General features: G+C 55.1%; 33 protein-coding genes. All 33 read left to right on the top strand.

Translation table 11 applies throughout. The features are described from left to right. The first annotated feature begins 46 nt into the window (after nucleotides 1-46). A complete protein-coding gene (gene rpoC / locus AC1D19_RS15365) occupies nucleotides 47-4,246 on the top strand; it encodes a DNA-directed RNA polymerase subunit beta' (protein WP_347909400.1) in 4,200 nt (1,399 codons plus the stop codon). Nucleotides 4,247-4,462: 216 nt separating this feature from the next. Continuing rightward, nucleotides 4,463-4,834, top strand: a complete 372-nt coding sequence (gene rpsL, locus AC1D19_RS15360; protein ID WP_003186084.1) for a 30S ribosomal protein S12 — start codon at nucleotides 4,463-4,465, stop codon at nucleotides 4,832-4,834. Nucleotides 4,835-4,942: 108 nt separating this feature from the next. Beyond that, on the top strand, nucleotides 4,943-5,416 hold the full coding sequence (gene rpsG, locus AC1D19_RS15355) for a 30S ribosomal protein S7 (protein ID WP_007994653.1): 474 nt from the start codon (nucleotides 4,943-4,945) through the stop codon (nucleotides 5,414-5,416). Nucleotides 5,417-5,446: 30 nt separating this feature from the next. Further along, nucleotides 5,447-7,552 carry an elongation factor G gene (gene fusA / locus AC1D19_RS15350; RefSeq protein WP_007994652.1) on the top strand — a complete coding sequence of 702 codons (2,106 nt, stop codon included), beginning with the start codon at nucleotides 5,447-5,449 and terminating at the stop codon, nucleotides 7,550-7,552. 30 nt (nucleotides 7,553-7,582) lie between these two features. After that, nucleotides 7,583-8,776 carry an elongation factor Tu gene (gene tuf, locus AC1D19_RS15345; protein WP_008053875.1) on the top strand — a complete coding sequence of 398 codons (1,194 nt, stop codon included), beginning with the start codon at nucleotides 7,583-7,585 and terminating at the stop codon, nucleotides 8,774-8,776. Between the two features lie 157 nt (nucleotides 8,777-8,933). Continuing rightward, complete coding sequence (gene rpsJ, locus AC1D19_RS15340; protein WP_003186070.1) at nucleotides 8,934-9,245, top strand: 30S ribosomal protein S10; 312 nt, start codon at nucleotides 8,934-8,936, stop codon at nucleotides 9,243-9,245. Between the two features lie 80 nt (nucleotides 9,246-9,325). Next, nucleotides 9,326-9,961, top strand: a complete 636-nt coding sequence (gene rplC / locus AC1D19_RS15335) for a 50S ribosomal protein L3 (RefSeq protein ID WP_003186059.1) — start codon at nucleotides 9,326-9,328, stop codon at nucleotides 9,959-9,961. A gap of 12 nt (nucleotides 9,962-9,973) precedes the next feature. After that, entirely contained in the window at nucleotides 9,974-10,576 is a 603-nt protein-coding gene (rplD, locus tag AC1D19_RS15330) for a 50S ribosomal protein L4 (protein ID WP_003228735.1), read from the top strand. After that, nucleotides 10,573-10,872, top strand: a complete 300-nt coding sequence (gene rplW, locus AC1D19_RS15325) for a 50S ribosomal protein L23 (protein WP_002555488.1) — start codon at nucleotides 10,573-10,575, stop codon at nucleotides 10,870-10,872. Before rplD ends, rplW begins: the two co-directional genes overlap by 4 nt. A gap of 14 nt (nucleotides 10,873-10,886) precedes the next feature. Then, the gene (rplB, locus tag AC1D19_RS15320) at nucleotides 10,887-11,711 is read left to right on the top strand and encodes a 50S ribosomal protein L2 (protein WP_003186055.1); all 825 of its coding nucleotides are present in this window, start codon (nucleotides 10,887-10,889) and stop codon (nucleotides 11,709-11,711) included. Between the two features lie 16 nt (nucleotides 11,712-11,727). Continuing rightward, nucleotides 11,728-12,003, top strand: coding sequence for a 30S ribosomal protein S19 (rpsS, locus tag AC1D19_RS15315; RefSeq protein WP_002555486.1), 276 nt, complete (start codon nucleotides 11,728-11,730; stop codon nucleotides 12,001-12,003). Nucleotides 12,004-12,014: 11 nt separating this feature from the next. Continuing rightward, nucleotides 12,015-12,347 carry a 50S ribosomal protein L22 gene (gene rplV, locus AC1D19_RS15310; RefSeq protein WP_003103908.1) on the top strand — a complete coding sequence of 111 codons (333 nt, stop codon included), beginning with the start codon at nucleotides 12,015-12,017 and terminating at the stop codon, nucleotides 12,345-12,347. A 13-nt stretch (nucleotides 12,348-12,360) separates the two neighbouring features. Continuing rightward, nucleotides 12,361-13,047 (top strand): 30S ribosomal protein S3, encoded by a 687-nt coding sequence (gene rpsC, locus AC1D19_RS15305; RefSeq protein WP_008065719.1) that lies wholly within the window; start codon nucleotides 12,361-12,363, stop codon nucleotides 13,045-13,047. Between the two features lie 12 nt (nucleotides 13,048-13,059). After that, nucleotides 13,060-13,473: a 50S ribosomal protein L16 gene (gene rplP, locus AC1D19_RS15300; RefSeq protein ID WP_003176421.1), complete on the top strand. Its 414-nt coding sequence runs from the start codon at nucleotides 13,060-13,062 to the stop codon at nucleotides 13,471-13,473. Next, the gene (rpmC, locus tag AC1D19_RS15295) at nucleotides 13,473-13,664 is read left to right on the top strand and encodes a 50S ribosomal protein L29 (RefSeq protein ID WP_002555481.1); all 192 of its coding nucleotides are present in this window, start codon (nucleotides 13,473-13,475) and stop codon (nucleotides 13,662-13,664) included. The genes rplP and rpmC overlap by 1 nt, the downstream gene beginning before the upstream one ends. Before the next feature lie 2 nt (nucleotides 13,665-13,666). Then, the gene (gene rpsQ, locus AC1D19_RS15290; protein WP_003176419.1) at nucleotides 13,667-13,933 is read left to right on the top strand and encodes a 30S ribosomal protein S17; all 267 of its coding nucleotides are present in this window, start codon (nucleotides 13,667-13,669) and stop codon (nucleotides 13,931-13,933) included. Nucleotides 13,934-13,956: 23 nt separating this feature from the next. Further along, nucleotides 13,957-14,325 carry a 50S ribosomal protein L14 gene (gene rplN / locus AC1D19_RS15285; protein ID WP_002555479.1) on the top strand — a complete coding sequence of 123 codons (369 nt, stop codon included), beginning with the start codon at nucleotides 13,957-13,959 and terminating at the stop codon, nucleotides 14,323-14,325. 11 nt (nucleotides 14,326-14,336) lie between these two features. Further along, complete coding sequence (gene rplX / locus AC1D19_RS15280) at nucleotides 14,337-14,651, top strand: 50S ribosomal protein L24 (RefSeq protein WP_003176416.1); 315 nt, start codon at nucleotides 14,337-14,339, stop codon at nucleotides 14,649-14,651. Between the two features lie 22 nt (nucleotides 14,652-14,673). Then, nucleotides 14,674-15,213, top strand: coding sequence for a 50S ribosomal protein L5 (gene rplE / locus AC1D19_RS15275; protein ID WP_003210069.1), 540 nt, complete (start codon nucleotides 14,674-14,676; stop codon nucleotides 15,211-15,213). Between the two features lie 13 nt (nucleotides 15,214-15,226). Then, nucleotides 15,227-15,532: a 30S ribosomal protein S14 gene (gene rpsN, locus AC1D19_RS15270; RefSeq protein ID WP_003176414.1), complete on the top strand. Its 306-nt coding sequence runs from the start codon at nucleotides 15,227-15,229 to the stop codon at nucleotides 15,530-15,532. Between the two features lie 209 nt (nucleotides 15,533-15,741). After that, a complete protein-coding gene (gene rpsH / locus AC1D19_RS15265) occupies nucleotides 15,742-16,134 on the top strand; it encodes a 30S ribosomal protein S8 (protein ID WP_003186040.1) in 393 nt (130 codons plus the stop codon). A gap of 12 nt (nucleotides 16,135-16,146) precedes the next feature. Next, a complete protein-coding gene (rplF, locus tag AC1D19_RS15260) occupies nucleotides 16,147-16,680 on the top strand; it encodes a 50S ribosomal protein L6 (protein WP_003176412.1) in 534 nt (177 codons plus the stop codon). Between the two features lie 10 nt (nucleotides 16,681-16,690). Then, complete coding sequence (rplR, locus tag AC1D19_RS15255; RefSeq protein WP_003186037.1) at nucleotides 16,691-17,041, top strand: 50S ribosomal protein L18; 351 nt, start codon at nucleotides 16,691-16,693, stop codon at nucleotides 17,039-17,041. Nucleotides 17,042-17,044: 3 nt separating this feature from the next. Beyond that, the gene (gene rpsE, locus AC1D19_RS15250; protein WP_003186035.1) at nucleotides 17,045-17,545 is read left to right on the top strand and encodes a 30S ribosomal protein S5; all 501 of its coding nucleotides are present in this window, start codon (nucleotides 17,045-17,047) and stop codon (nucleotides 17,543-17,545) included. A gap of 2 nt (nucleotides 17,546-17,547) precedes the next feature. After that, nucleotides 17,548-17,724: a 50S ribosomal protein L30 gene (gene rpmD / locus AC1D19_RS15245; protein WP_003186033.1), complete on the top strand. Its 177-nt coding sequence runs from the start codon at nucleotides 17,548-17,550 to the stop codon at nucleotides 17,722-17,724. Nucleotides 17,725-17,727: 3 nt separating this feature from the next. After that, the gene (gene rplO, locus AC1D19_RS15240) at nucleotides 17,728-18,165 is read left to right on the top strand and encodes a 50S ribosomal protein L15 (protein ID WP_003228720.1); all 438 of its coding nucleotides are present in this window, start codon (nucleotides 17,728-17,730) and stop codon (nucleotides 18,163-18,165) included. Beyond that, a complete protein-coding gene (gene secY, locus AC1D19_RS15235) occupies nucleotides 18,166-19,494 on the top strand; it encodes a preprotein translocase subunit SecY (protein ID WP_003228718.1) in 1,329 nt (442 codons plus the stop codon). It abuts the gene before it with no gap. A gap of 24 nt (nucleotides 19,495-19,518) precedes the next feature. Then, nucleotides 19,519-19,635 carry a 50S ribosomal protein L36 gene (rpmJ, locus tag AC1D19_RS15230; protein ID WP_002555468.1) on the top strand — a complete coding sequence of 39 codons (117 nt, stop codon included), beginning with the start codon at nucleotides 19,519-19,521 and terminating at the stop codon, nucleotides 19,633-19,635. Between the two features lie 130 nt (nucleotides 19,636-19,765). Continuing rightward, nucleotides 19,766-20,122, top strand: a complete 357-nt coding sequence (gene rpsM, locus AC1D19_RS15225) for a 30S ribosomal protein S13 (protein ID WP_009045849.1) — start codon at nucleotides 19,766-19,768, stop codon at nucleotides 20,120-20,122. 30 nt (nucleotides 20,123-20,152) lie between these two features. Further along, nucleotides 20,153-20,542, top strand: a complete 390-nt coding sequence (gene rpsK, locus AC1D19_RS15220; RefSeq protein ID WP_002555466.1) for a 30S ribosomal protein S11 — start codon at nucleotides 20,153-20,155, stop codon at nucleotides 20,540-20,542. Nucleotides 20,543-20,560: 18 nt separating this feature from the next. After that, nucleotides 20,561-21,181, top strand: coding sequence for a 30S ribosomal protein S4 (gene rpsD / locus AC1D19_RS15215; RefSeq protein WP_003176404.1), 621 nt, complete (start codon nucleotides 20,561-20,563; stop codon nucleotides 21,179-21,181). A 22-nt stretch (nucleotides 21,182-21,203) separates the two neighbouring features. Beyond that, on the top strand, nucleotides 21,204-22,205 hold the full coding sequence (locus tag AC1D19_RS15210) for a DNA-directed RNA polymerase subunit alpha (RefSeq protein ID WP_007970428.1): 1,002 nt from the start codon (nucleotides 21,204-21,206) through the stop codon (nucleotides 22,203-22,205). 42 nt (nucleotides 22,206-22,247) lie between these two features. Next, nucleotides 22,248-22,634, top strand: coding sequence for a 50S ribosomal protein L17 (gene rplQ / locus AC1D19_RS15205; protein WP_046041617.1), 387 nt, complete (start codon nucleotides 22,248-22,250; stop codon nucleotides 22,632-22,634). The last annotated feature ends 5 nt before the right edge of the window (nucleotides 22,635-22,639 follow it).

The following is a 22,639-nucleotide window of genomic DNA, read 5'->3' as shown; positions in this document are numbered from 1 at the left end:
AGCGGGGCAGGATTGCCCGCTCTCTGCTCCGCCAGGAGGAAAGGCCTTGAAAGACCTACTGAATTTGCTGAAAAACCAGGGTCAAGTCGAAGAGTTCGACGCCATCCGTATCGGATTGGCATCGCCTGAGATGATCCGTTCGTGGTCGTTCGGTGAAGTTAAAAAGCCGGAAACCATCAACTACCGTACGTTCAAGCCTGAGCGTGACGGCCTGTTCTGCGCCAAGATCTTTGGCCCGGTAAAGGATTACGAGTGCCTGTGCGGTAAGTACAAGCGCTTGAAGCACCGTGGTGTGATCTGCGAGAAGTGCGGCGTTGAAGTCGCGCTGGCAAAAGTTCGTCGTGAGCGCATGGCGCACATCGAACTGGCCTCGCCAGTTGCCCACATCTGGTTCCTGAAATCGCTGCCGTCGCGTATCGGCTTGCTGATGGACATGACCCTGCGTGATATCGAACGCGTTCTCTACTTCGAGAGCTACGTCGTTATCGATCCAGGCATGACCACCCTTGAAAAAGGTCAGCTGCTGAACGACGAGCAGTACTTCGAAGCGCTGGAAGAGTTCGGCGACGATTTCGATGCCCGCATGGGTGCCGAAGCTGTCCGCGAACTGCTGCACGCTATCGACCTGGAACACGAGATTGGTCGTCTGCGTGAAGAGATTCCGCAAACCAACTCCGAAACCAAGATCAAGAAGCTGTCCAAGCGTCTGAAGTTGATGGAAGCCTTCCAGGGTTCCGGCAACCTGCCAGAGTGGATGGTGCTGACCGTTCTGCCGGTTCTGCCGCCAGATCTGCGTCCACTGGTCCCGCTGGATGGCGGTCGCTTCGCGACTTCCGACCTCAACGATCTGTATCGTCGAGTGATCAACCGTAACAACCGCTTGAAGCGCCTGCTTGATCTGTCCGCTCCGGACATCATCGTGCGCAACGAAAAGCGTATGTTGCAGGAAGCTGTCGACGCACTGCTCGACAACGGTCGTCGTGGCCGCGCTATCACCGGTTCCAACAAGCGTCCTCTGAAATCCCTGGCTGACATGATCAAGGGTAAACAAGGTCGTTTCCGTCAGAACTTGCTCGGTAAGCGTGTTGACTACTCCGGTCGTTCGGTAATTACCGTAGGTCCGACCCTGCGTCTGCACCAGTGCGGCCTGCCGAAGAAAATGGCTCTCGAGCTGTTCAAGCCGTTCATTTTCGGCAAGCTGGAAATGCGTGGTCTGGCTACCACCATCAAGGCTGCCAAGAAGATGGTCGAGCGCGAGTTGCCTGAGGTTTGGGACGTTCTCGCTGAAGTGATCCGTGAACACCCGGTTCTCCTGAACCGTGCACCGACCCTTCACCGTCTGGGTATCCAGGCGTTTGAACCGGTACTGATCGAAGGTAAGGCTATCCAGCTGCACCCTCTGGTCTGTGCTGCGTACAACGCCGACTTCGACGGCGACCAAATGGCCGTGCACGTACCGCTGACGCTGGAAGCCCAGCTCGAAGCGCGTGCGTTGATGATGTCGACCAACAACATTCTGTCGCCAGCCAACGGTGAGCCAATCATCGTTCCGTCGCAGGACGTTGTATTGGGTCTGTACTACATGACGCGTGAAGCGATCAACGCCAAGGGCGAAGGTCGTGTGTTCGCGGATCTGCAGGAAGTTGACCGTGTGTTCCGTGCCGGCGAAGCCGCACTGCACGCCAAGGTCAAGGTGCGGATCAACGAAACCGTCAACGACCGTGATGGCGGCAGCGTGAGCAACACCCGTATCGTCGACACCACTGTCGGCCGTGCTCTGTTGTTCCAGGTTGTGCCAAAAGGTCTGTCGTACGACGTCGTCAACCTGCCGATGAAGAAAAAGGCGATCTCCAAGCTGATCAACCAGTGCTATCGCGTGGTTGGTTTGAAAGAGACTGTGATCTTCGCTGACCAGTTGATGTACACCGGTTTTGCTTATTCGACCATTTCCGGCGTTTCCATCGGTGTTAACGACTTCGTTATCCCGGATGAAAAAGCCCGAATCATCAATGCTGCTACTGATGAAGTGAAAGAGATCGAAAGCCAGTACGCCTCCGGCCTGGTAACCCAGGGCGAGAAGTACAACAAAGTGATCGACCTTTGGTCGAAAGCGAACGACGAAGTCTCCAAGGCGATGATGGCCAACCTCTCGAAAGAGAAAGTCATCGACCGTCACGGCAACGAAGTCGACCAAGAGTCTTTCAACTCGATGTACATGATGGCTGACTCGGGTGCGCGGGGTTCCGCAGCACAGATTCGTCAACTGGCCGGTATGCGTGGCCTGATGGCCAAGCCGGACGGTTCCATCATTGAAACGCCGATTACTGCGAACTTCCGTGAAGGTTTGAGCGTACTTCAGTACTTCATCTCCACTCACGGTGCTCGTAAGGGTCTTGCGGATACTGCGTTGAAAACCGCTAACTCCGGTTACCTGACTCGTCGTCTGGTAGACGTTGCACAAGATCTGGTTGTAACCGAGATCGATTGCGGCACCGAACACGGTCTGCTGATGACTCCGCACATTGAAGGCGGTGACGTTGTAGAGCCGTTGGGTGAGCGCGTATTGGGTCGAGTTATCGCCCGTGACGTATTCAAGCCAGGTACCGAGGACGTCATCGTTCCTGCCGGCACCCTGGTAGACGAGAAGTGGGTCGAGTTCATCGAGCTGAACAGCATCGACGAAGTGATCGTGCGTTCGCCGATCAGCTGCGAAACCCGCTTCGGTATTTGCGCCAAGTGCTACGGCCGCGATCTGGCTCGTGGTCACCAGGTGAACATCGGTGAAGCGGTCGGCGTTATCGCTGCCCAGTCCATCGGTGAGCCGGGTACCCAGCTGACCATGCGTACGTTCCACATCGGTGGTGCGGCAAGCCGGACCTCCGCAGCCGACAGCGTTCAGGTGAAGAATGGCGGTACCGTCCGTCTGCATAACCTGAAGCACGTTGAGCGAGTGGATGGTTGCCTGGTTGCTGTGTCCCGTTCCGGTGAGTTGGCGATCGCTGACGACTTCGGTCGTGAGCGCGAGCGTTACAAGCTGCCGTACGGTGCCGTGATTTCGGTTAAAGAAGGTGACAAGGTCGAAGCTGGCGCTATCGTGGCCAAGTGGGATCCGCACACTCACCCAATCGTTACCGAAATGAAAGGTACCGTGACCTACGTGGGCATGGAAGAAGGCATCACGATCAAGCGTCAGACTGACGAATTGACCGGTATGACCAACATTGAAGTACTTGACGCCAAAGATCGTCCAGCTGCCGGTAAGGACATCCGTCCTGCCGTGAAGATGGTCGACGACAACGGCAAGGATCTGTTGCTGCCAGGCACTGACGTTATCGCTCAGTACTTCCTGCCAGCCAACGCCCTGGTCGGTGTGGCGGATGGTGCGAAGATCGCGATCGGTGATGTTATCGCTCGTATCCCGCAAGAGACTTCGAAAACTCGCGACATTACCGGTGGTCTGCCGCGTGTTGCCGACTTGTTCGAAGCCCGTCGTCCGAAAGAAGCGTCGATTCTGGCTGAAGTCAGCGGCACCATCGCGTTCGGTAAAGAGACCAAAGGCAAGCGCCGTCTGGTCATCACCCCGAACGACGGTACCGATCCGTACGAAGAGCTGATTCCGAAGTGGCGTCACCTGAACGTGTTCGAAGGCGAACAGGTAAACCGCGGCGAAGTTATCTCCGACGGTCCGAGCGATCCACACGACATCCTGCGTCTGCTGGGTGTGAGTGCGCTGGCCAAGTACATCGTTAACGAGATCCAGGACGTTTACCGTCTGCAAGGCGTGAAGATCAACGACAAGCACATCGAGACCATCCTGCGTCAGATGCTGCGTAAAGTTGAGATCGCTGAATCCGGCGATTCCAGTTTCATCAAGGGCGACCAGATGGAATTGACTCATGTACTGGTAGAGAACGAGCGTCTGAGCGGCGAAGACAAGTTTGTCTCCAAGTTCACTCGCGTTCTGCTGGGTATCACCAAGGCGTCGTTGTCCACCGAATCGTTCATCTCGGCGGCTTCCTTCCAGGAAACCACTCGCGTACTGACTGAAGCGGCGGTAACCGGCAAGCGCGATTACCTGCGCGGCCTGAAAGAAAACGTGGTCGTGGGTCGTCTGATCCCGGCCGGTACCGGCCTGGCTTATCACAGCGAGCGTAAGCGCCGCCGTGAAGCAGACAAGCCGTTGCGCGTAAGCGCCAGTGAAGTGGAAGCTGCACTGACCGAAGCGCTGAACTCGAGCGGTAACTGAGTTCTGCGGTAAATGAGTGTGAGGCCCTGGTCGCTCCGTTCATCGAATCGAGACAATTTGTCGAGATTGGATGAGCGGGGAGGGCGGGGCCTTGCCTTGACTGGGGACAAGATCCTCTTTAGACTCTTGTACCCCTAAATTTGGCGGGAACTCGTTCCTGCCATTTTGCTTTTCTTGCAAGACAATAGCGTCGCAAGACAACAGTGGAGCTAGTAGATGGCAACTATCAACCAGCTGGTACGTCAGCCGCGTAAGCGTATCGTCGAGAAATCCGACGTGCCTGCGCTGCAGAACTGCCCGCAACGCCGTGGCGTGTGCACCCGTGTGTACACCACCACGCCGAAAAAACCTAACTCGGCACTGCGTAAAGTATGCCGTGTGCGTCTGACCAACGGTTTCGAGGTTTCCTCGTACATCGGCGGTGAAGGCCACAACCTGCAAGAGCACAGCGTGGTACTGATCCGCGGCGGTCGTGTAAAAGACTTGCCAGGTGTTCGTTACCACACCGTTCGCGGTTCGTTGGATACTTCCGGTGTTAAAGGTCGTAACCAGGGTCGTTCGAAGTACGGTACCAAGCGTCCGAAGTAATCGGCCGTTTTGCAGTTTTTAATTTTATTGAGTCGATAAGAGTAAGGTCGGGCACGCATCCATAGGAGCTGTCCCGGGCTAACCTGAAGACCGTTTGAGGGCTTATCAATGCCAAGACGTCGCGTAGCAGCCAAGCGTGAGATTCTGGACGATCCGAAATACGGAAGCCAAATCCTCGCCAAATTCATGAACCACGTAATGGAAAGCGGCAAGAAAGCCGTTGCCGAGCGTATCGTTTATGGTGCCCTGGATACCGTGAAGGCTCGTAAGGCCGGCACCGATCCCCTGGAACTCTTCGAAAAAGCACTCGACGCCATCGCTCCGCTGGTCGAAGTGAAGTCGCGCCGCGTTGGTGGTGCTACTTACCAGGTTCCGGTCGAGGTTCGTCCTTCCCGTCGTAACGCTCTGGCAATGCGCTGGTTGGTAGACTACGCCCGCAAGCGCGGCGAGAAGTCTATGGCTCTGCGTTTGGCTGGCGAACTGTTGGACGCTGCCGAAGGTAAAGGTGCTGCAGTTAAGAAGCGTGAAGACGTTCACCGTATGGCTGAAGCCAACAAGGCTTTCTCGCACTACCGCTTCTAATTTTAGCGTCACTCATTTTGCGAGGGCTTTATGGCTCGTACAACACCGATTAATCGCTACCGTAACATTGGTATCGTTGCACACGTGGATGCTGGTAAAACCACCACCACTGAGCGCGTCCTTTTTTACACTGGCAAAAGTCACAAAATGGGCGAGGTGCATGACGGCGCCGCGACCACAGACTGGATGGTGCAGGAGCAGGAGCGTGGTATTACCATTACTTCTGCTGCCATTACCGCCTTCTGGCAGGGTTCTGCGAAGCAGCACAAGGACCAGTACCGTTTCAACGTCATCGATACCCCGGGCCACGTAGACTTCACTATTGAAGTTGAACGTTCCCTGCGCGTACTCGACGGCGCGGTCGTTGTGTTCTGCGGTACTTCCGGCGTTGAGCCGCAGTCCGAAACCGTATGGCGTCAAGCCAACAAGTACGGTGTTCCACGTATCGTTTACGTGAACAAGATGGACCGTGCCGGTGCGAACTTCCTGCGTGTGATCGCTCAGATCAAGCAGCGTCTGGGTCACACTCCGGTGCCTATCCAGCTGGCTATCGGTTCCGAAGACAACTTCCAGGGTCAGATCGATCTGATGACCATGGAAGCGGTTTACTGGAACGATGCCGACAAGGGTATGACTCCTCGTCGTGAAGCTATCCCTGCTGAATTGCAGGAACTGGCTGAAGAGTGGCGCAACAACATGGTTGAGGCTGCGGCCGAAGCCAGCGAAGAGCTGATGAACAAGTACCTTGAAGGTGAAGAACTCACCATCGAGGAAATCAAGGGTGCTCTGCGTCAGCGTACTATCGCTGGTGAGATCGTTCTGGCTGTTTGCGGTTCTTCCTTCAAGAACAAGGGTGTTCCCCTGGTTCTCGACGCCGTTATCGACTACCTGCCGGCTCCAACCGACATTCCTGCCATCAAGGGTACTGACCCGGATGACGAGGAAAAGCAGATGGAGCGTCATGCAGACGACAACGAGCCGTTCTCGGCTCTGGCGTTCAAGATCGCTACCGACCCATTCGTGGGTACCTTGACTTTCGTCCGTGTTTACTCGGGCGTGTTGGCCTCCGGCGACGGCGTGATCAACTCGGTCAAAGGCAAGAAAGAGCGCGTGGGCCGTATGGTGCAGATGCACGCAAACGCCCGCGAAGAGATCAAGGAAGTACGCGCTGGTGACATCGCGGCCCTGATCGGCATGAAGGACGTCACCACTGGTGAAACCTTGTGCAACGCTGACAAGCCAATCATCCTGGTTCGCATGGACTTCCCGGAGCCGGTTATTTCGGTTGCCGTTGAGCCTAAGACCAAGGATGACCAGGAAAAAATGGGTATCGCTCTGGGCAAACTTGCTCAGGAAGACCCGTCTTTCCGCGTCAAGACTGATGAAGAGACTGGTCAAACGATCATCTCTGGCATGGGCGAGTTGCACCTGGACATCCTGGTTGACCGGATGCGCCGTGAGTTCAACGTCGAAGCCAACATCGGCAAGCCTCAGGTTTCGTATCGTGAGCGCATCACGAAGAATTGCGAAATCGAAGGCAAGTTCGTTCGTCAGTCCGGCGGTCGTGGCCAGTTCGGCCATTGCTGGATCCGTTTTGCTCCTGCTGACGAAGGTCAGGAAGGTCTGCAATTCGTGAACGAAGTAGTGGGTGGTGTGGTTCCTAAGGAATACATCCCGGCTATCCAGAAGGGTATCGAAGAGCAGATGAAGAACGGCGTAGTTGCCGGCTATCCGCTGATCGGCCTGAAGGCTACCGTGTTTGATGGTTCTTACCACGACGTCGACTCGAACGAGATGGCGTTTAAGGTGGCTGCTTCCATGGCGACCAAGCAACTGGCCCAGAAGGGCGGTGGTGAGTTGCTCGAGCCGATCATGGCGGTAGAGGTTGTTACGCCTGAAGACTATATGGGTGACGTGATGGGCGACCTTAACCGTCGTCGCGGTATGATTCTGGGTATGGAAGACACGGTCTCCGGCAAGGTGATCCGTGCTGAAGTTCCGTTGGGCGAGATGTTCGGTTATGCGACCGACGTTCGTTCGATGTCCCAGGGGCGCGCAAGCTACTCTATGGAATTCAAAAAATACAATACAGCTCCGTCGCACATCGTCGAAACTGTAACCAAAAAACAAGGCTGATTCAGTCCTTTAGGCAAGGAGTTAATTGTCGTGGCTAAAGAAAAATTTGATCGTTCCCTACCGCACGTCAACGTTGGCACCATCGGTCACGTTGACCACGGTAAAACCACTCTGACCGCAGCTCTGACTCGCGTTTGCTCCGAAGTTTTCGGTTCTGCAATCGTTGATTTCGATAAAATCGACAGCGCTCCAGAAGAAAAAGCTCGTGGTATCACCATCAACACCGCGCACGTCGAGTACAACTCGAAGATCCGTCACTACGCTCACGTTGACTGCCCAGGTCACGCTGACTATGTGAAGAACATGATCACCGGTGCTGCCCAGATGGACGGCGCGATCCTGGTTTGCTCGGCCGCTGATGGTCCGATGCCACAAACCCGTGAACACATCCTGCTGTCCCGTCAGGTAGGCGTTCCGTACATCGTGGTTTTCCTGAACAAGGCTGACCTGGTAGACGACGCTGAGCTGCTGGAACTGGTCGAGATGGAAGTTCGCGACCTGCTGTCCACCTACGACTTCCCGGGCGATGACACTCCAATCATCATCGGTTCGGCTCGTATGGCGCTGGAAGGCAAAGACGACAACGAAATGGGCACCACTGCCGTTCGTAAACTGGTTGAAACTCTGGACAGCTACATCCCAGAGCCAGAGCGTGCTATCGACAAGCCATTCCTGATGCCAATCGAAGACGTATTCTCGATCTCGGGTCGTGGTACTGTTGTGACGGGTCGTATCGAGCGCGGTATCGTTCGCGTTCAAGATGCTCTGGAAATCGTTGGTCTGCGTGACACCACCACCACCACCTGCACCGGTGTTGAAATGTTCCGCAAACTGCTCGACGAAGGTCGTGCTGGCGAGAACTGCGGCGTTCTGCTGCGTGGTACCAAGCGTGACGACGTTGAGCGTGGCCAGGTTCTGGTTAAGCCGGGTTCGGTTAAGCCGCACACCAAGTTCACCGCAGAAGTTTACGTTCTGAGCAAGGAAGAAGGCGGTCGTCACACTCCGTTCTTCAAAGGCTACCGTCCACAGTTCTACTTCCGTACTACTGACGTGACTGGTAACTGCCAGCTGCCAGAAGGCGTTGAAATGGTAATGCCAGGTGATAACATCCAGATGGAAGTTACCCTGATCAAGACCATCGCGATGGAAGACGGCCTGCGTTTCGCTATCCGTGAAGGCGGTCGTACCGTCGGCGCTGGCGTCGTAGCCAAAATCATCGAGTAAGCATCTCTTTTGAGATAGCTTCGATGCTTTGAAAAGCCCCCGCTCAGCGGGGGCTTTTTTATTGGGTTGACACCTATCTGGGGCGTCTATAGAATTGCGCCTCCTTTTAACGGGCGTATTGCGCTCGCTGGGAATAGCAGCCGGAGTCTGAAATCCAATGCAAAATCAGCAAATCCGTATCAGGTTGAAGGCTTTTGACCATCGCCTGATCGACCAATCCACCCAGGAAATCGTGGAAACCGCGAAACGTACTGGTGCACAAGTGCGTGGTCCAATTCCACTGCCTACCCGTAAAGAGCGGTTCACCGTTCTGGTCTCCCCGCACGTCAACAAAGACGCGCGTGACCAGTACGAGATCCGTACTCATAAGCGCGTACTGGACATCGTCCAGCCAACGGATAAAACCGTTGATGCACTTATGAAGCTTGATCTGGCGGCCGGTGTGGAAGTACAGATCAGCCTCGGCTAAGACTCGGTCTTAGTCGTGTAACGCTCTGAAATGGGCGGCCATAGCGGGTGAAAGCCCCGTACACTCATGAGGTTTACAACATGACTATTGGTGTAGTCGGTCGTAAATGCGGTATGACCCGTATTTTCACCGAAGAAGGTGTCTCCATTCCGGTCACGGTCATTGAGATCGAGCCGAATCGCGTCACCCAGTTCAAAACTGAAGAGACCGATGGCTATCGTGCAGTGCAAGTCACTGTCGGCGAGCGTCGTGCTTCGCGTGTAACAGCAGCTCAGGCTGGCCACTTCGCTAAAGCGAACGTTGCCGCTGGTCGTACCGTAATGGAATTCCGCCTTGAAGAAGGCGAGTACCAGGCCGGCGATCTGATCAACGCTGAAATCTTCGCCGCTGGTCAACTGGTTGATGTAACCGGTCAGTCCAAGGGTAAAGGCTTCCAGGGTACGATCAAGCGTTGGAATTTCCGCGGGCAAGATAACACCCACGGTAACTCCGTATCCCACCGCGTTCCAGGCTCTATCGGCCAGTGCCAGACTCCTGGTCGTGTATTCAAGGGCAAAAAAATGTCCGGTCATATGGGCGCTGAGCGCGTGACCGTGCAGTCCCTCGAAGTAGTGCGCGTGGACGCTGAACGCAATCTGTTGTTGGTCAAGGGCGCTGTTCCTGGCGCTACTGGCGGCAACTTGGTTGTACGTCCAGCAGCCAAGGCTCGCGGTTAAGGGGAAGCTGACATGCAATTAAATGTAAATGACGCTCAAGCGATCGAAGTTTCCGAACTGACATTTGGCGGCGAATTCAACGAGACGCTGGTTCACCAAGCAGTCGTAGCCTACATGGCTGGCGGCCGTCAGGGTTCCAAGCAGCAAAAGACCCGTTCCGACGTTCGTGGTGGCGGTAAGCGCCCATGGCGTCAGAAAGGTACTGGCCGTGCTCGTGCCGGTACTATCCGTAGCCCAATCTGGCGTGGCGGCGGTACCACTTTCGCAGCTCGTCCTCAGGATCACTCCCAGAAGCTGAACAAGAAGATGTATCGCGCAGCAATGCGTTCCATCCTTGCTGAGCTGGTGCGTACTGATCGTCTGGTCGTGGTTCAGGATTTCGCCGTTGAAACGCCGAAAACCAAAGACCTGCTGGGCAAACTGAACAACATGAGCCTGACCGACGTTCTGATCGTGTCCGACGCTGTTGATCAGAACCTGTACCTGGCTGCTCGTAACCTGCCACACGTAGATGTACGTGACGTGCAAGGTTCCGATCCAGTTAGTCTGATCGCATACGACAAGGTGTTGATCACCGTGTCGGCCGTGAAGAAATTCGAGGAGCTGCTGGGATGAACCAGGAACGCGTATTTAAAGTTCTGCTTGGCCCGCACGTTTCCGAGAAGGCTACGGTTCTGGCAGACAAGAAAGGCCAGTTCGTTTTCAAGGTTGCTACCGACGCAACCAAGCTGGAAATCAAGAAGGCCGTCGAAAGCCTGTTCAGCGTGAAAGTAGAGCGTGTTACTACCCTGAATGTTCTGGGTAAGAGCAAGCGCACTGCTCGCGGTCTGGGCAAGCGTAATGACTGGAAGAAGGCAGTTATCTCCCTTCAGCCAGGCCAAGATCTCGATTTCAGCAGCAGTGCTGAGTAAGGAAGGGGTGCATCATGGCAATCGTTAAATGCAAACCGACTTCCCCTGGCCGCCGTTTTGTGGTCAAGGTGGTCAACCAGGAGCTGCATAAAGGCGCTCCTCACGCACCGCTGCTCGAGAAGAAATCGAAGTCTGGTGGTCGTAACAACAATGGCCGTATTACCACTCGTCACATCGGTGGTGGTCATAAGCAGCATTATCGTCTGGTCGACTTCCGTCGCAACGACAAAGATGGCATCGCTGCCACTGTCGAGCGTATCGAATACGATCCAAACCGTACTGCTCACATCGCTCTGCTGCTGTACGCAGATGGCGAGCGTCGCTACATCATCGCCCCTAAAGGCGTGAGCGCTGGCGACCAGCTGATCGCAGGTGCCCTGGCACCGATCAAGCCGGGCAACGCTCTGCAACTGCGCAACATTCCAGTTGGTAGCACCGTACACGGCATCGAATTGAAGCCAGGTAAAGGCGCTCAGATCGCTCGTTCCGCTGGTGCTTCGGCTCAGCTGATCGCTCGTGAAGGCGTGTACGTTACCCTGCGTCTGCGTTCCGGTGAAATGCGTAAAGTCCTGGCTGAATGCCGTGCGACCCTGGGCGAAGTCTCGAACTCCGAGCACAGCCTGCGTTCGCTGGGTAAAGCTGGTGCCAAACGCTGGCGTGGCGTTCGCCCAACCGTTCGTGGTGTTGCCATGAACCCGGTTGACCACCCACATGGTGGTGGTGAAGGTCGTACCTCTGGTGGTCGTCATCCGGTATCGCCATGGGGCTTCCCGACTAAGGGCGCGAAGACTCGTGGTAATAAGCGTACCGACAAAATGATCGTCCGTCGTCGCAAGTAAATAGAGGGATACGACAGTGCCACGTTCTCTGAAAAAAGGTCCTTTTATCGATCTTCACCTACTGAAGAAGATCGAAGTGGCGGCGGAAAAGAACGATCGCAAACCGGTGAAAACCTGGTCGCGTCGTTCGATGATCCTGCCACAAATGGTCGGTCTGACCATCGCAGTACACAACGGTCGTCAGCACGTCCCAGTTCTCGTGAACGAAGACATGGTCGGCCACAAACTGGGCGAGTTCGCCGGTACCCGCACTTATCGCGGGCACGTGGCAGACAAGAAAGCCAAGCGTTAAGGGGTTAGGAAATGGAAGTAGCCGCTAAGTTGTCGGGCGCTCGAATCTCCGCCCAGAAAGCCCGCTTGGTCGCCGACCAGATCCGCGGGAAGAAGGTGGGCGAAGCGCTCAACCTGTTGGCTTTCAGCAGTAAGAAAGCCGCCGAGATCATGAAGAAAGTGCTGGAGTCGGCCGTAGCCAACGCCGAGCATAACGAAGGCGCAGACGTTGATGACCTGAAGGTCAGCACCGTTTTCGTCAACGAAGGGCGTTCGCTGAAGCGCATCATGCCACGTGCCAAAGGCCGTGCTGATCGCATCGTCAAGCGGTCTTGCCATATCACTGTCAAGGTTGCTGACAAGTAACGGAGTCGAAGAGATGGGTCAGAAAGTACATCCCATTGGCATTCGCCTGGGAATCGTCAAGGAGCACACCTCCGTCTGGTACGCAGACGGTCGGACTTATGCGGACTATTTGCTCGCAGATCTGAAGGTGCGTGAGTATCTCCAAGACAAACTAAAAAGCGCGTCCGTAAGCCGTATCGATATCCATCGTCCGGCCCAAACTGCACGTATCACCATCCACACCGCTCGTCCAGGTATCGTTATCGGGAAGAAAGGTGAAGATGTTGAGAAACTGCGTCAGGACCTGACCAAGCAAATGGGTGTGCCTGTGCACATCAATATCGAAGAGATCCGCAAGCCGGAGCTCGACGGTATGCTGGTTGCGCAGAGCGTAGCTCAGCAGCTGGAGCGTCGCGTAATGTTCCGTCGCGCTATGAAGCGCGCCGTACAGAACGCCATGCGCATTGGTGCCAAAGGCATCAAAATCCAAGTGAGCGGTCGTCTCGGCGGTGCTGAAATCGCACGTACTGAATGGTATCGCGAAGGTCGTGTGCCACTGCACACCCTGCGTGCCGACATCGACTATGCCAACTACGAAGCTCACACCACTTACGGTGTGATCGGTGTAAAGGTTTGGATCTTCAAAGGCGAAGTAATTGGTGGTCGCCAAGAAGAACTGAAACCACAAGCACCAGCGCCTCGTAAAAAAGCTGCTAAGTAAGGGGTACGCCAAATGTTGCAACCAAAGCGTACGAAGTTCCGCAAGCAGATGACAGGCCACAACCGTGGTCTGGCTCAGCGCGGTAGCAAAGTCAGCTTCGGCGAGTTCGCGCTGAAGTCTGTAGCTCGTGGTCGTCTCACCGCTCGTCAGATCGAGTCAGCGCGTCGTGCACTGACCCGTCACGTTAAACGTGGCGGCAAGATCTGGATCCGTGTATTCCCGGACAAGCCTATTTCCAAGAAGCCACTCGAAGTTCGGATGGGTAAAGGTAAGGGTAACGTCGAATACTGGGTTGCCCAGATTCAGCCAGGCAAAGTCCTGTATGAAATCGAGGGTGTTTCTGAAGAGCTGGCGCGTGAGGCTTTCGCCCTGGCTGCTGCAAAGCTGCCGCTCGCCACCTCCTTTGTTAAACGGACGGTGATGTGATGAAAGCGAATGAACTTCGTGAAAAATCCGCACAGCAGCTGAACGAGCAACTGCTCGGCTTGCTGCGCGACCAGTTCAATCTGCGTATGCAGAAAGCAACTGGCCAGTTGGGGCAGTCTCATCTGCTCTCGCAAGTTAAGCGTGACATCGCTCGCGTGAAGACTGTGCTCAACCAGCAGGCAGGTAAGTAATCATGGCTGAAGCCGAAAAAACTGTCCGTACGCTGACTGGCCGTGTTGTCAGCGACAAGATGGACAAAACCATCACCGTTCTGATCGAGCGTCGCGTTAAGCACCCGATCTACGGTAAATACGTTAAGCGTTCGACTAAGCTGCACGCGCACGACGAAACCAATCAGTGCCACATCGGCGACAAAGTCACTATTCGTGAAACTCGTCCTTTGGCCAAGACCAAGTCTTGGGCGCTGGTTGATGTTCTCGAACGCGCTGTGGAAGTCTAAGGACTAGGGGTCGGAGAAATTATATGATTCAGACTCAATCCATGCTCGATGTGGCCGATAACAGCGGCGCTCGCCGCGTTATGTGCATCAAGGTGCTGGGTGGCTCCCATCGTCGTTACGCTGGTATCGGTGACATCATCAAAGTTACCGTCAAGGAAGCAATTCCTCGCGGTAAAGTGAAAAAAGGCCAAGTGATGACTGCTGTTGTAGTCCGCACTCGTCACGGCGTACGTCGTGCTGATGGCTCCATTATCCGCTTTGATGGCAACGCTGCTGTTCTGTTGAACAACAAGCAAGAGCCGATCGGCACCCGTATCTTTGGGCCAGTGACCCGTGAACTTCGTACTGAGAAGTTCATGAAGATCGTCTCGCTCGCCCCAGAAGTGCTGTAAGGAGATCCGACATGCAAAAGATTCGTCGTGACGACGAGATCATCGTGATCGCCGGCAAAGACAAAGGTAAGCGCGGTAAGGTGCTTAAGGTTCTCGCTAACAACCGTTTGGTTATTGGTGGTCTGAACCTGGTCAAGCGTCATACCAAGCCTAACCCGATGTCGGGCGTGCAGGGCGGTATCGTCGAAAAAGAAGCTCCACTGGATGCTTCTAACGTCGCCATTTTCAACGGCGAAACCAACAAGGCTGACCGCGTTGGTTTCAAAGTAGAAGACGGCAAGAAAATTCGTGTCTTCAAGTCGACCCAAAAAGCGGTTGATGCTTGAACACTGCTAGGTAGATGAGACCATGGCACGACTAAAAGAGATTTACCGGAAGGAAATTGCTCCGAAACTTAAGGAAGAACTTAAGCTTTCGAACGTGATGGAAGTTCCGCGCGTTACCAAAATCACCTTGAACATGGGTCTGGGCGAAGCGATCGGCGACAAAAAAGTCATCGAGCACGCTGTTGCTGACCTGGAAAAGATCACCGGCCAGAAAGTCGTTGTGACCTACGCTCGCAAATCCATCGCTGGCTTTAAAGTCCGTGAAGGTTGGCCGATCGGCGTCAAAGTGACCCTGCGCCGTGAGCGTATGTACGAGTTCCTGGATCGTCTGCTGTCGATCTCCCTGCCTCGGGTTCGCGACTTCCGCGGCCTGAATGCCAAGTCCTTCGATGGTCGTGGCAACTACAGCATGGGCGTGAAAGAGCAGATCATCTTCCCGGAAATCGACTACGACAAGATCGATGCTCTCCGCGGTCTGGACATCACCCTGACCACCACTGCCAAGAACGATGATGAAGGCCGCGCTCTGCTGCGTGCGTTCAAATTCCCGTTCCGCAACTGATTGGAGTAGGACCATGGCCAAGATGAGCATGAAAAACCGCGAGCTGAAGCGTCAGCTCACGGTTGCCAAGTACGCCAAGAAGCGTGCAGCACTGAAAGCTATCATCGTTGATCTGAACGCAAGTCCAGAAGCGCGTTGGGAAGCTACAGTAGCCCTGCAGAAGCAGCCACGTGACGCAAGCGCTTCGCGCATGCGTAACCGCTGCCGCCTGACCGGTCGTCCACACGGCGTTTACCGCAAGTTCGGCCTCGGCCGTAACAAGCTGCGTGAAGCTGCCATGCGTGGTGACGTACCGGGTCTGGTTAAAGCCAGCTGGTAAGTACTGTCAAAGTCTCGGTGTCCAGGATCGCAAGATCCTGACCACCGGTGGCCTTGAATCTGGATCAAGCCCCTTTTGGGGCTTGATTCATTTCTGGGGTGTGTCTAGAATACCCGGCTCGCCTGAGCCCGTGTTTTTCATGCTCGGAGATTCTCGGCGACACGTAATAGCCGCAAGGCTAATTTTTTTGTATTAGGAGCGTCTAGCCCATGAGTATGCAGGACCCGTTAGCGGACATGCTAACTCGTATCCGTAATGCCCAGATGGCTGAAAAGTCCGTCGTAAGCATGCCATCTTCCACGTTGAAGGTAGCTGTTGCCAAAGTCCTGAAGGACGAAGGTTACATTGCGGGTTATCAGATCAGCAGCGAAATCAAACCACTGCTGTCCATCGAGCTGAAGTACTTCGAAGGCCGTCCGGTTATCGAAGAAGTGAAGCGCGTTAGCCGTCCAGGCCTGCGTCAGTACAAGTCCGTCGATGATCTGCCAAAAGTTCGTGGCGGTCTCGGTGTGTCTATCGTCTCCACCAACAAGGGTGTGATGACTGATCGTGCTGCGCGCGCTGCCGGTGTCGGCGGCGAAGTTCTTTGCACTGTGTTCTAAGGGGGGATAAGCATGTCTCGCGTCGCTAAGAACCCCGTTAAGCTGCCAGCCGGTGTCGAAGTAAAATTCGCAGGCCAACAGCTTTCGGTGAAGGGTGCCAAGGGCACTCTCGAACTGAACATCCATTCGTCCGTTGAGATCGTTGAAGAAGCCGGTGAGCTGCGTTTCGCTGCTCGCAATGGCGATCAACAGACTCGCGCAATGGCTGGTACCACTCGTGCGTTGGTAAACAACATGGTCCAAGGCGTAAGCCAAGGCTTCGAGCGCAAGCTCCAGCTGGTCGGTGTTGGTTACAAAGCGCAAGCAAAAGGCACAGTGCTGAACCTGGCTCTTGGCTTCTCGCACCCAGTGGATTACGAACTGCCGGAAGGCATCACCGCTGAGACTCCTAGCCAGACCGATATCCTGATCAAGGGCATCGACAAGCAGCTGGTAGGTCAAGTGGCCGCCGAGATCCGCGACTTCCGTCCACCAGAGCCGTACAAAGGCAAAGGTGTGCGCTACGCGGACGAAGTCGTCCGTCGTAAAGAAGCCAAGAAGAAGTAGGGCATAGCAAATGACCGACAAAAAAGTTACTCGACTGCGTCGCGCTCGCAAAGCACGCCTGAAAATGCACGAACTCGAAGTCGTGCGTCTCTGCGTGTTCCGCTCTTCGCAGCACATCTACGCCCAGGTCATTTCGGCCGACGGCAACAAAGTCCTGGCAAGCGCCTCGACTTTGGATAAAGAACTGCGTGATGGTGCCACCGGCAACATCGACGCGGCCACTAAGGTTGGCCAGCTGGTCGCTACGCGTGCTAAGGCCGCTGGCGTCTCGCAAGTGGCTTTCGACCGCTCTGGCTTCAAGTATCACGGCCGCGTTAAAGCGCTGGCTGATGCTGCTCGTGAAGCTGGGCTGGAGTTCTAAGTTATGTCAAATAACGACCAAAAGCGCGACGAAGGCTACATCGAGAAGCTGGTTCAAGTTAACCGCGTAGCCAAAACCGTTAAAGGCGGCCGTATCTTCACTTTCACCGCGTTGACCGTGGTTGGTGATGGTAAGGGCCGTGTTGGCTTCGGCCGTGGCAAGTCGCGTGAAGTGCCTGCTGCGATCCAGAAGGCAATGGAAGCTGCTCGCCGCAACATGATCCAGGTTGATCTGAACGGCACCACTCTGCAGTACGCAATGAAGTCCGCTCACGGCGCTTCGAAGGTGTACATGCAGCCTGCTTCTGAAGGTACCGGTATCATCGCTGGCGGCGCTATGCGTGCTGTCCTCGAAGTTGCGGGCGTTCAGAACGTTCTGGCCAAGTGCTACGGCTCGACTAACCCGGTAAACGTGGTTCACGCCACTTTCAAGGGTTTGAAAGCAATGCAGTCTCCTGAATCCATTGCCGCCAAGCGTGGCAAAAGCGTCAAGGAGATCTTCTGATCATGGCTACCGTAAAAGTAACGCTGATCAAAAGCATGACCGGCCGCATCCCTAACCACAAGCTGTGCGTTAAGGGTCTGGGTCTGCGTCGCATCGGTCACACTGTAGAAGTCCTGGATACTCCCGAGAATCGCGGGATGATCAACAAGGCTTACTACATGCTGCGTGTCGAGGGTTAATCGATGAAACTCAATGATCTGAGTCCAGCGCCGGGTTCCCGTCGCGAAAAGCATCGTCCGGGCCGTGGTATCGGTAGCGGTTTGGGTAAGACTGGTGGCCGTGGTCACAAAGGTCAGACCTCCCGCTCCGGTGGCACCATTGCTCCAGGCTTTGAAGGCGGTCAACAGCCGCTGCATCGTCGCCTGCCGAAGTTCGGTTTCGTTTCCCTGAAAGCCATGGACCGCGCAGAAGTGCGTCTGTCCGAGCTGGCTAAAGTGGAAGGCGACATCGTCACCGTGCAGTCCCTGAAAGATGCCAACGTGATCAACGTCAACGTACAGCGTGTGAAAATCATGCTGTCCGGTGAAGTGACTCGCGCTGTCACTATCGGCAAGGGAATCGGCGCCACCAAAGGTGCGCGTGCGGCTATCGAAGCAGCTGGCGGCAAGTTCGAGGAATAAATGGCTAAGCAAGGTGCTCTCTCTGCGCTCGGCAAAGGCGGTATGTCTGAACTCTGGGCTCGTCTGCGTTTTCTGTTCCTGGCGATTATCGTCTACCGAATAGGCGCACACATCCCGGTTCCAGGTATCAACCCGGACCGACTCGCGGACCTGTTTCGACAGAATGAGGGGACCATTCTTAGCTTGTTCAACATGTTTTCCGGCGGCGCGCTGGAACGGATGAGCATCTTTGCACTGGGGATCATGCCGTACATCTCGGCATCGATCATCATGCAACTGATGACCGCCGTCAGCCCGCAGCTGGAGCAGTTGAAGAAGGAAGGTGAAGCTGGCCGTCGCAAGATCAGCCAGTACACCCGCTACGGCACTGTCGTCCTCGCTCTCGTCCAGGCCATTGGCATGTCCATTGGTCTGGCGGGGCAGGGCGTTGCGTTCACTGGTGACTTTGGCTTCCATTTCGTCGCGGTATCCACGTTTGTGGCTGGTGCGATGTTCATGATGTGGCTGGGTGAGCAGATTACTGAGCGTGGTGTTGGCAACGGTATCTCGATGTTGATTTTTTCGGGTATCGTCGCCGGTCTTCCGAGAGCGATCGGGCAGTCTTTCGAGTCTGCACGTCAGGGTGATATCAACATCTTCGCCCTGGTTGCCATCGGTTTGCTGGCAGTAGCGATTATCGGTTTCGTGGTGTTCATTGAGCGTGGTCAGCGTCGTATTGCTGTTCACTACGCCAAGCGTCAGCAGGGCCGCAAGGTCTTCGCTGCGCAGACCAGCCACTTGCCGCTGAAGGTGAACATGGCCGGTGTTATTCCGGCTATTTTCGCGAGCAGCATTTTGCTGTTCCCGGCTTCGTTGGGTGCCTGGTTCGGTCAGTCTGAAGGTATGGGCTGGTTGCAGGACATCTCGCAGTCGATCGCTCCTGGTCAGCCGTTGAATATTCTGCTGTTTAGTGCAGGGATTATTTTCTTCTGCTTCTTCTATACGGCGTTGATGTTCAATCCGAAAGACGTAGCGGAAAACCTGAAGAAGTCCGGTGCCTTTATTCCGGGCATCCGTCCAGGTGAGCAGTCTGCGCGCTACATTGATGGCGTTCTGACTCGCTTGACCATGTTCGGTGCTCTTTACATGACGGCCGTCTGCCTGTTGCCCCAGTTCCTGGTGGTTGCAGCCAACGTACCGTTCTACCTTGGCGGGACCTCGTTGCTGATCGTCGTCGTGGTTGTGATGGACTTCATGTCCCAAGTACAATCGCACCTCGTTTCGCACCAGTACGAATCCCTGATGAAGAAAGCCAACCTGAAGGGTTACGGCAGCGGCATGCTGCGCTGACCTATAAGGTTCGAGGAGTTGGTGATGAAAGTTCGTGCATCGGTGAAAAAGCTGTGCCGTAACTGCAAGATTATTCGCCGCGAAGGTGTTGTTCGAGTAATTTGCAGCGCGGAACCGCGTCACAAACAGCGCCAAGGCTGAGTGTGATTGTGCTTCAAGCCCGGCAGCTAGTGCGCTGCCGGGTTGATTATTTGTTATTACAGCGATATTATCTCGCGCCCTATTTCTTGGCTTCCGGGGCGTAGGTAGCTGTCAATTGGAGTCCCACTGAATGGCCCGTATTGCAGGCGTTAACATTCCAGATAACAAGCATACTGTTATCTCGCTGACCTACATCTATGGTGTTGGTCGCACTACTGCACAGAAAATTTGTGCAGAGACTGGGGTAAACCCAGCAGCAAAGATCAAAGATCTGAGCGACGAGCAAATTGAACAGCTGCGTGGCGAAGTGGCGAAGTTCACCACTGAAGGTGACCTGCGTCGCGAAATCAACATGAAAATCAAGCGCTTGATGGACCTCGGTTGCTATCGCGGTCTGCGTCATCGTCGCGGTCTTCCAGTACGCGGTCAGCGTACCAAGACCAACGCGCGTACCCGTAAAGGTCCGCGTAAGCCGATCCGCAAGTAATCGCCCCAGCGAATCGACAGGAATTTAATCATGGCAAAACCTGCTGCTCGTCCTCGTAAAAAAGTTAAAAAGACAGTGGTTGATGGCATCGCCCACATCCATGCATCTTTTAACAACACCATCGTGACCATCACCGACCGTCAAGGTAACGCTCTTTCCTGGGCTACCTCCGGTGGTTCGGGTTTCCGCGGTTCCCGCAAGTCCACCCCGTTTGCTGCTCAAGTAGCTGCTGAACGTGCTGGTCAAGCTGCGCTGGAATACGGCCTGAAAAACCTCGACGTCAACGTCAAAGGTCCAGGTCCAGGTCGTGAATCCGCAGTCCGCGCTTTGAACGGCTGTGGCTACAAGATCGCCAGCATCACCGACGTGACGCCAATCCCGCACAACGGGTGCCGTCCGCCGAAGAAGCGCCGCGTGTAATCCAGGAGATTGTAAAGAATGGCTCGTTACATTGGTCCAAAATGCAAACTCGCTCGTCGCGAAGGCACCGATCTCTTCCTGAAGAGCGGCGTGCGCGCGATCGAATCGAAGTGCAACATTGAAGCAGCACCTGGTATCCACGGCCAACGCCGCGGTCGCCAGTCCGATTACGGCACCCAACTGCGTGAAAAGCAGAAGGTCCGTCGTATCTACGGCGTTCTCGAGCGTCAATTCAGCGGCTACTACAAAGAAGCTGCTGGCAAGAAAGGTGCAACCGGTGAAAACCTGCTGCAACTGCTCGAATGCCGTCTGGACAACGTTGTATACCGTATGGGCTTTGGTTCGACTCGTGCCGAATCCCGTCAGCTGGTATCGCACAAGTCGATCAGCGTAAACGGTCAGACCGTTAACGTTCCGTCCTACCAGGTTCGTGCTGGTGACGTGGTCGCTGTTCGCGAGAAAGCAAAAAATCAACTTCGCATTGTCCAAGCTCTCGATCTGTGTGCCCAACGTGGCCGCGTAGAATGGGTAGAAGTAGACACTGAGAAGAAGTCGGGCGTTTTCAAGAACGTTCCAGCTCGCAGTGATCTGTCCGCCGACATCAACGAAAGCCTGATTGTCGAGCTCTACTCCAAGTAAGGGCTAGAAAATAGGTGCATCCATGCAGATTTCGGTAAATGAGTTCCTGACACCCCGCCACATTGATGTGCAGGTTGTCAGTCCAACCCGCGCCAAGATCACTCTCGAGCCTCTCGAGCGTGGCTTTGGCCATACCCTGGGCAACGCGCTGCGCCGCATCCTGTTGTCCTCAATGCCCGGCTGTGCAGTAGTCGAGGCCGAGATTGACGGTGTGCTCCACGAGTACAGCGCCATCGAAGGTGTACAGGAAGACGTCATTGAAATCCTGTTGAACCTTAAAGGTCTGGCTATCAAGCTGCACGGTCGTGACGAAGTTACGCTGACCTTGTCGAAGAAGGGTTCGGGGGTGGTTACCGCTGCCGATATTCAGCTGGATCATGATGTCGAGATCGTTAATCCCGATCACGTAATCGCTAACCTGGCGTCTAACGGCGCCCTGAACATGAAGCTCGTAGTAGCTCGTGGTCGTGGTTATGAACCGGCAGATTCGCGTCAGAGCGATGAAGACGAAAGCCGCAGCATCGGTCGCTTGCAGCTTGACTCTTCGTTCAGCCCGGTTCGCCGTATCGCATACGTGGTGGAAAACGCCCGTGTCGAGCAGCGTACTAACCTGGACAAGCTGGTTATTGATCTGGAAACCAACGGTACTCTGGATCCTGAAGAGGCAATTCGCCGCGCTGCAACCATCCTGCAACAGCAGTTGGCTGCGTTCGTCGACCTCAAGGGTGACAGTGAGCCAGTGGTTGTCGAGCAGGAAGACGAGATCGATCCGATCCTGCTTCGCCCGGTTGACGATCTGGAACTGACTGTACGTTCGGCTAACTGCCTTAAGGCGGAAAACATCTACTACATCGGTGACCTGATTCAGCGTACCGAAGTAGAGCTGTTGAAGACTCCGAACCTGGGCAAGAAATCCTTGACTGAAATCAAGGACGTTCTGGCCTCCCGCGGTCTGTCCCTCGGCATGCGCCTCGACAACTGGCCGCCTGCAAGTCTTAAGAAGGACGACAAGGCGACTGCCTGATCGTCGTAATCACCGAACGTAGTGTTTGGTAAGGAATGAACCATGCGTCATCGTAAAAGTGGTCGTCACCTGAGCCGCACCAGCTCGCACCGCAAGGCCATGTTCCAAAACATGGCGGTGTCGCTGTTCGAGCACGAGCTGATCAAAACTACTCTGCCAAAAGCTAAAGAACTGCGCCGCGTTGCCGAGCCGCTGATCACTTTGGCCAAGATAGATAGCGTTGCTAACCGCCGTCTGGCTTTCGACCGTACTCGTTCGAAAGCTATCGTTGGTAAGCTCTTCAACGACCTGGGCAAGCGTTACGCTACCCGTGAGGGTGGCTACCTGCGCATCCTCAAGTGCGGTTTCCGCGCTGGCGACAACGCGCCTATGGCGTACGTCGAGTTGGTTGATCGTGCTACTGCTGGCGAAGCTGTATCTGCCGAGTAAGACGT

This window comes from Pseudomonas sp. P1_C12 (genome assembly GCF_056406435.1).
This window is presented reverse-complemented; position numbering and strand designations above follow the sequence as displayed.

Excerpts from the sequence above, each read along its gene's own strand:
- rpsL (WP_003186084.1), top strand. The coding sequence starts at position 4,463 with ATGGCAACTATCAACCAGCTGGTACGTCAGCCGCGTAAGCGTATCGTC.
- rpsG (WP_007994653.1), top strand. The coding sequence starts at position 4,943 with ATGCCAAGACGTCGCGTAGCAGCCAAGCGTGAGATTCTGGACGATCCG.
- fusA (WP_007994652.1), top strand. The coding sequence starts at position 5,447 with ATGGCTCGTACAACACCGATTAATCGCTACCGTAACATTGGTATCGTT.
- rpsJ (WP_003186070.1), top strand. The coding sequence starts at position 8,934 with ATGCAAAATCAGCAAATCCGTATCAGGTTGAAGGCTTTTGACCATCGC.
- rplC (WP_003186059.1), top strand. The coding sequence starts at position 9,326 with ATGACTATTGGTGTAGTCGGTCGTAAATGCGGTATGACCCGTATTTTC.
- rplD (WP_003228735.1), top strand. The coding sequence starts at position 9,974 with ATGCAATTAAATGTAAATGACGCTCAAGCGATCGAAGTTTCCGAACTG.
- rplW (WP_002555488.1), top strand. The coding sequence starts at position 10,573 with ATGAACCAGGAACGCGTATTTAAAGTTCTGCTTGGCCCGCACGTTTCC.
- rplB (WP_003186055.1), top strand. The coding sequence starts at position 10,887 with ATGGCAATCGTTAAATGCAAACCGACTTCCCCTGGCCGCCGTTTTGTG.
- rplV (WP_003103908.1), top strand. The coding sequence starts at position 12,015 with ATGGAAGTAGCCGCTAAGTTGTCGGGCGCTCGAATCTCCGCCCAGAAA.
- rpsC (WP_008065719.1), top strand. The coding sequence starts at position 12,361 with ATGGGTCAGAAAGTACATCCCATTGGCATTCGCCTGGGAATCGTCAAG.
- rplP (WP_003176421.1), top strand. The coding sequence starts at position 13,060 with ATGTTGCAACCAAAGCGTACGAAGTTCCGCAAGCAGATGACAGGCCAC.
- rpmC (WP_002555481.1), top strand. The coding sequence starts at position 13,473 with ATGAAAGCGAATGAACTTCGTGAAAAATCCGCACAGCAGCTGAACGAG.
- rpsQ (WP_003176419.1), top strand. The coding sequence starts at position 13,667 with ATGGCTGAAGCCGAAAAAACTGTCCGTACGCTGACTGGCCGTGTTGTC.
- rplN (WP_002555479.1), top strand. The coding sequence starts at position 13,957 with ATGATTCAGACTCAATCCATGCTCGATGTGGCCGATAACAGCGGCGCT.
- rplX (WP_003176416.1), top strand. The coding sequence starts at position 14,337 with ATGCAAAAGATTCGTCGTGACGACGAGATCATCGTGATCGCCGGCAAA.
- rplE (WP_003210069.1), top strand. The coding sequence starts at position 14,674 with ATGGCACGACTAAAAGAGATTTACCGGAAGGAAATTGCTCCGAAACTT.
- rpsN (WP_003176414.1), top strand. The coding sequence starts at position 15,227 with ATGGCCAAGATGAGCATGAAAAACCGCGAGCTGAAGCGTCAGCTCACG.
- rpsH (WP_003186040.1), top strand. The coding sequence starts at position 15,742 with ATGAGTATGCAGGACCCGTTAGCGGACATGCTAACTCGTATCCGTAAT.
- rplF (WP_003176412.1), top strand. The coding sequence starts at position 16,147 with ATGTCTCGCGTCGCTAAGAACCCCGTTAAGCTGCCAGCCGGTGTCGAA.
- rplR (WP_003186037.1), top strand. The coding sequence starts at position 16,691 with ATGACCGACAAAAAAGTTACTCGACTGCGTCGCGCTCGCAAAGCACGC.
- rpsE (WP_003186035.1), top strand. The coding sequence starts at position 17,045 with ATGTCAAATAACGACCAAAAGCGCGACGAAGGCTACATCGAGAAGCTG.
- rpmD (WP_003186033.1), top strand. The coding sequence starts at position 17,548 with ATGGCTACCGTAAAAGTAACGCTGATCAAAAGCATGACCGGCCGCATC.
- rplO (WP_003228720.1), top strand. The coding sequence starts at position 17,728 with ATGAAACTCAATGATCTGAGTCCAGCGCCGGGTTCCCGTCGCGAAAAG.
- secY (WP_003228718.1), top strand. The coding sequence starts at position 18,166 with ATGGCTAAGCAAGGTGCTCTCTCTGCGCTCGGCAAAGGCGGTATGTCT.
- rpmJ (WP_002555468.1), top strand. The coding sequence starts at position 19,519 with ATGAAAGTTCGTGCATCGGTGAAAAAGCTGTGCCGTAACTGCAAGATT.
- rpsM (WP_009045849.1), top strand. The coding sequence starts at position 19,766 with ATGGCCCGTATTGCAGGCGTTAACATTCCAGATAACAAGCATACTGTT.
- rpsK (WP_002555466.1), top strand. The coding sequence starts at position 20,153 with ATGGCAAAACCTGCTGCTCGTCCTCGTAAAAAAGTTAAAAAGACAGTG.
- rpsD (WP_003176404.1), top strand. The coding sequence starts at position 20,561 with ATGGCTCGTTACATTGGTCCAAAATGCAAACTCGCTCGTCGCGAAGGC.
- AC1D19_RS15210 (WP_007970428.1), top strand. The coding sequence starts at position 21,204 with ATGCAGATTTCGGTAAATGAGTTCCTGACACCCCGCCACATTGATGTG.
- rplQ (WP_046041617.1), top strand. The coding sequence starts at position 22,248 with ATGCGTCATCGTAAAAGTGGTCGTCACCTGAGCCGCACCAGCTCGCAC.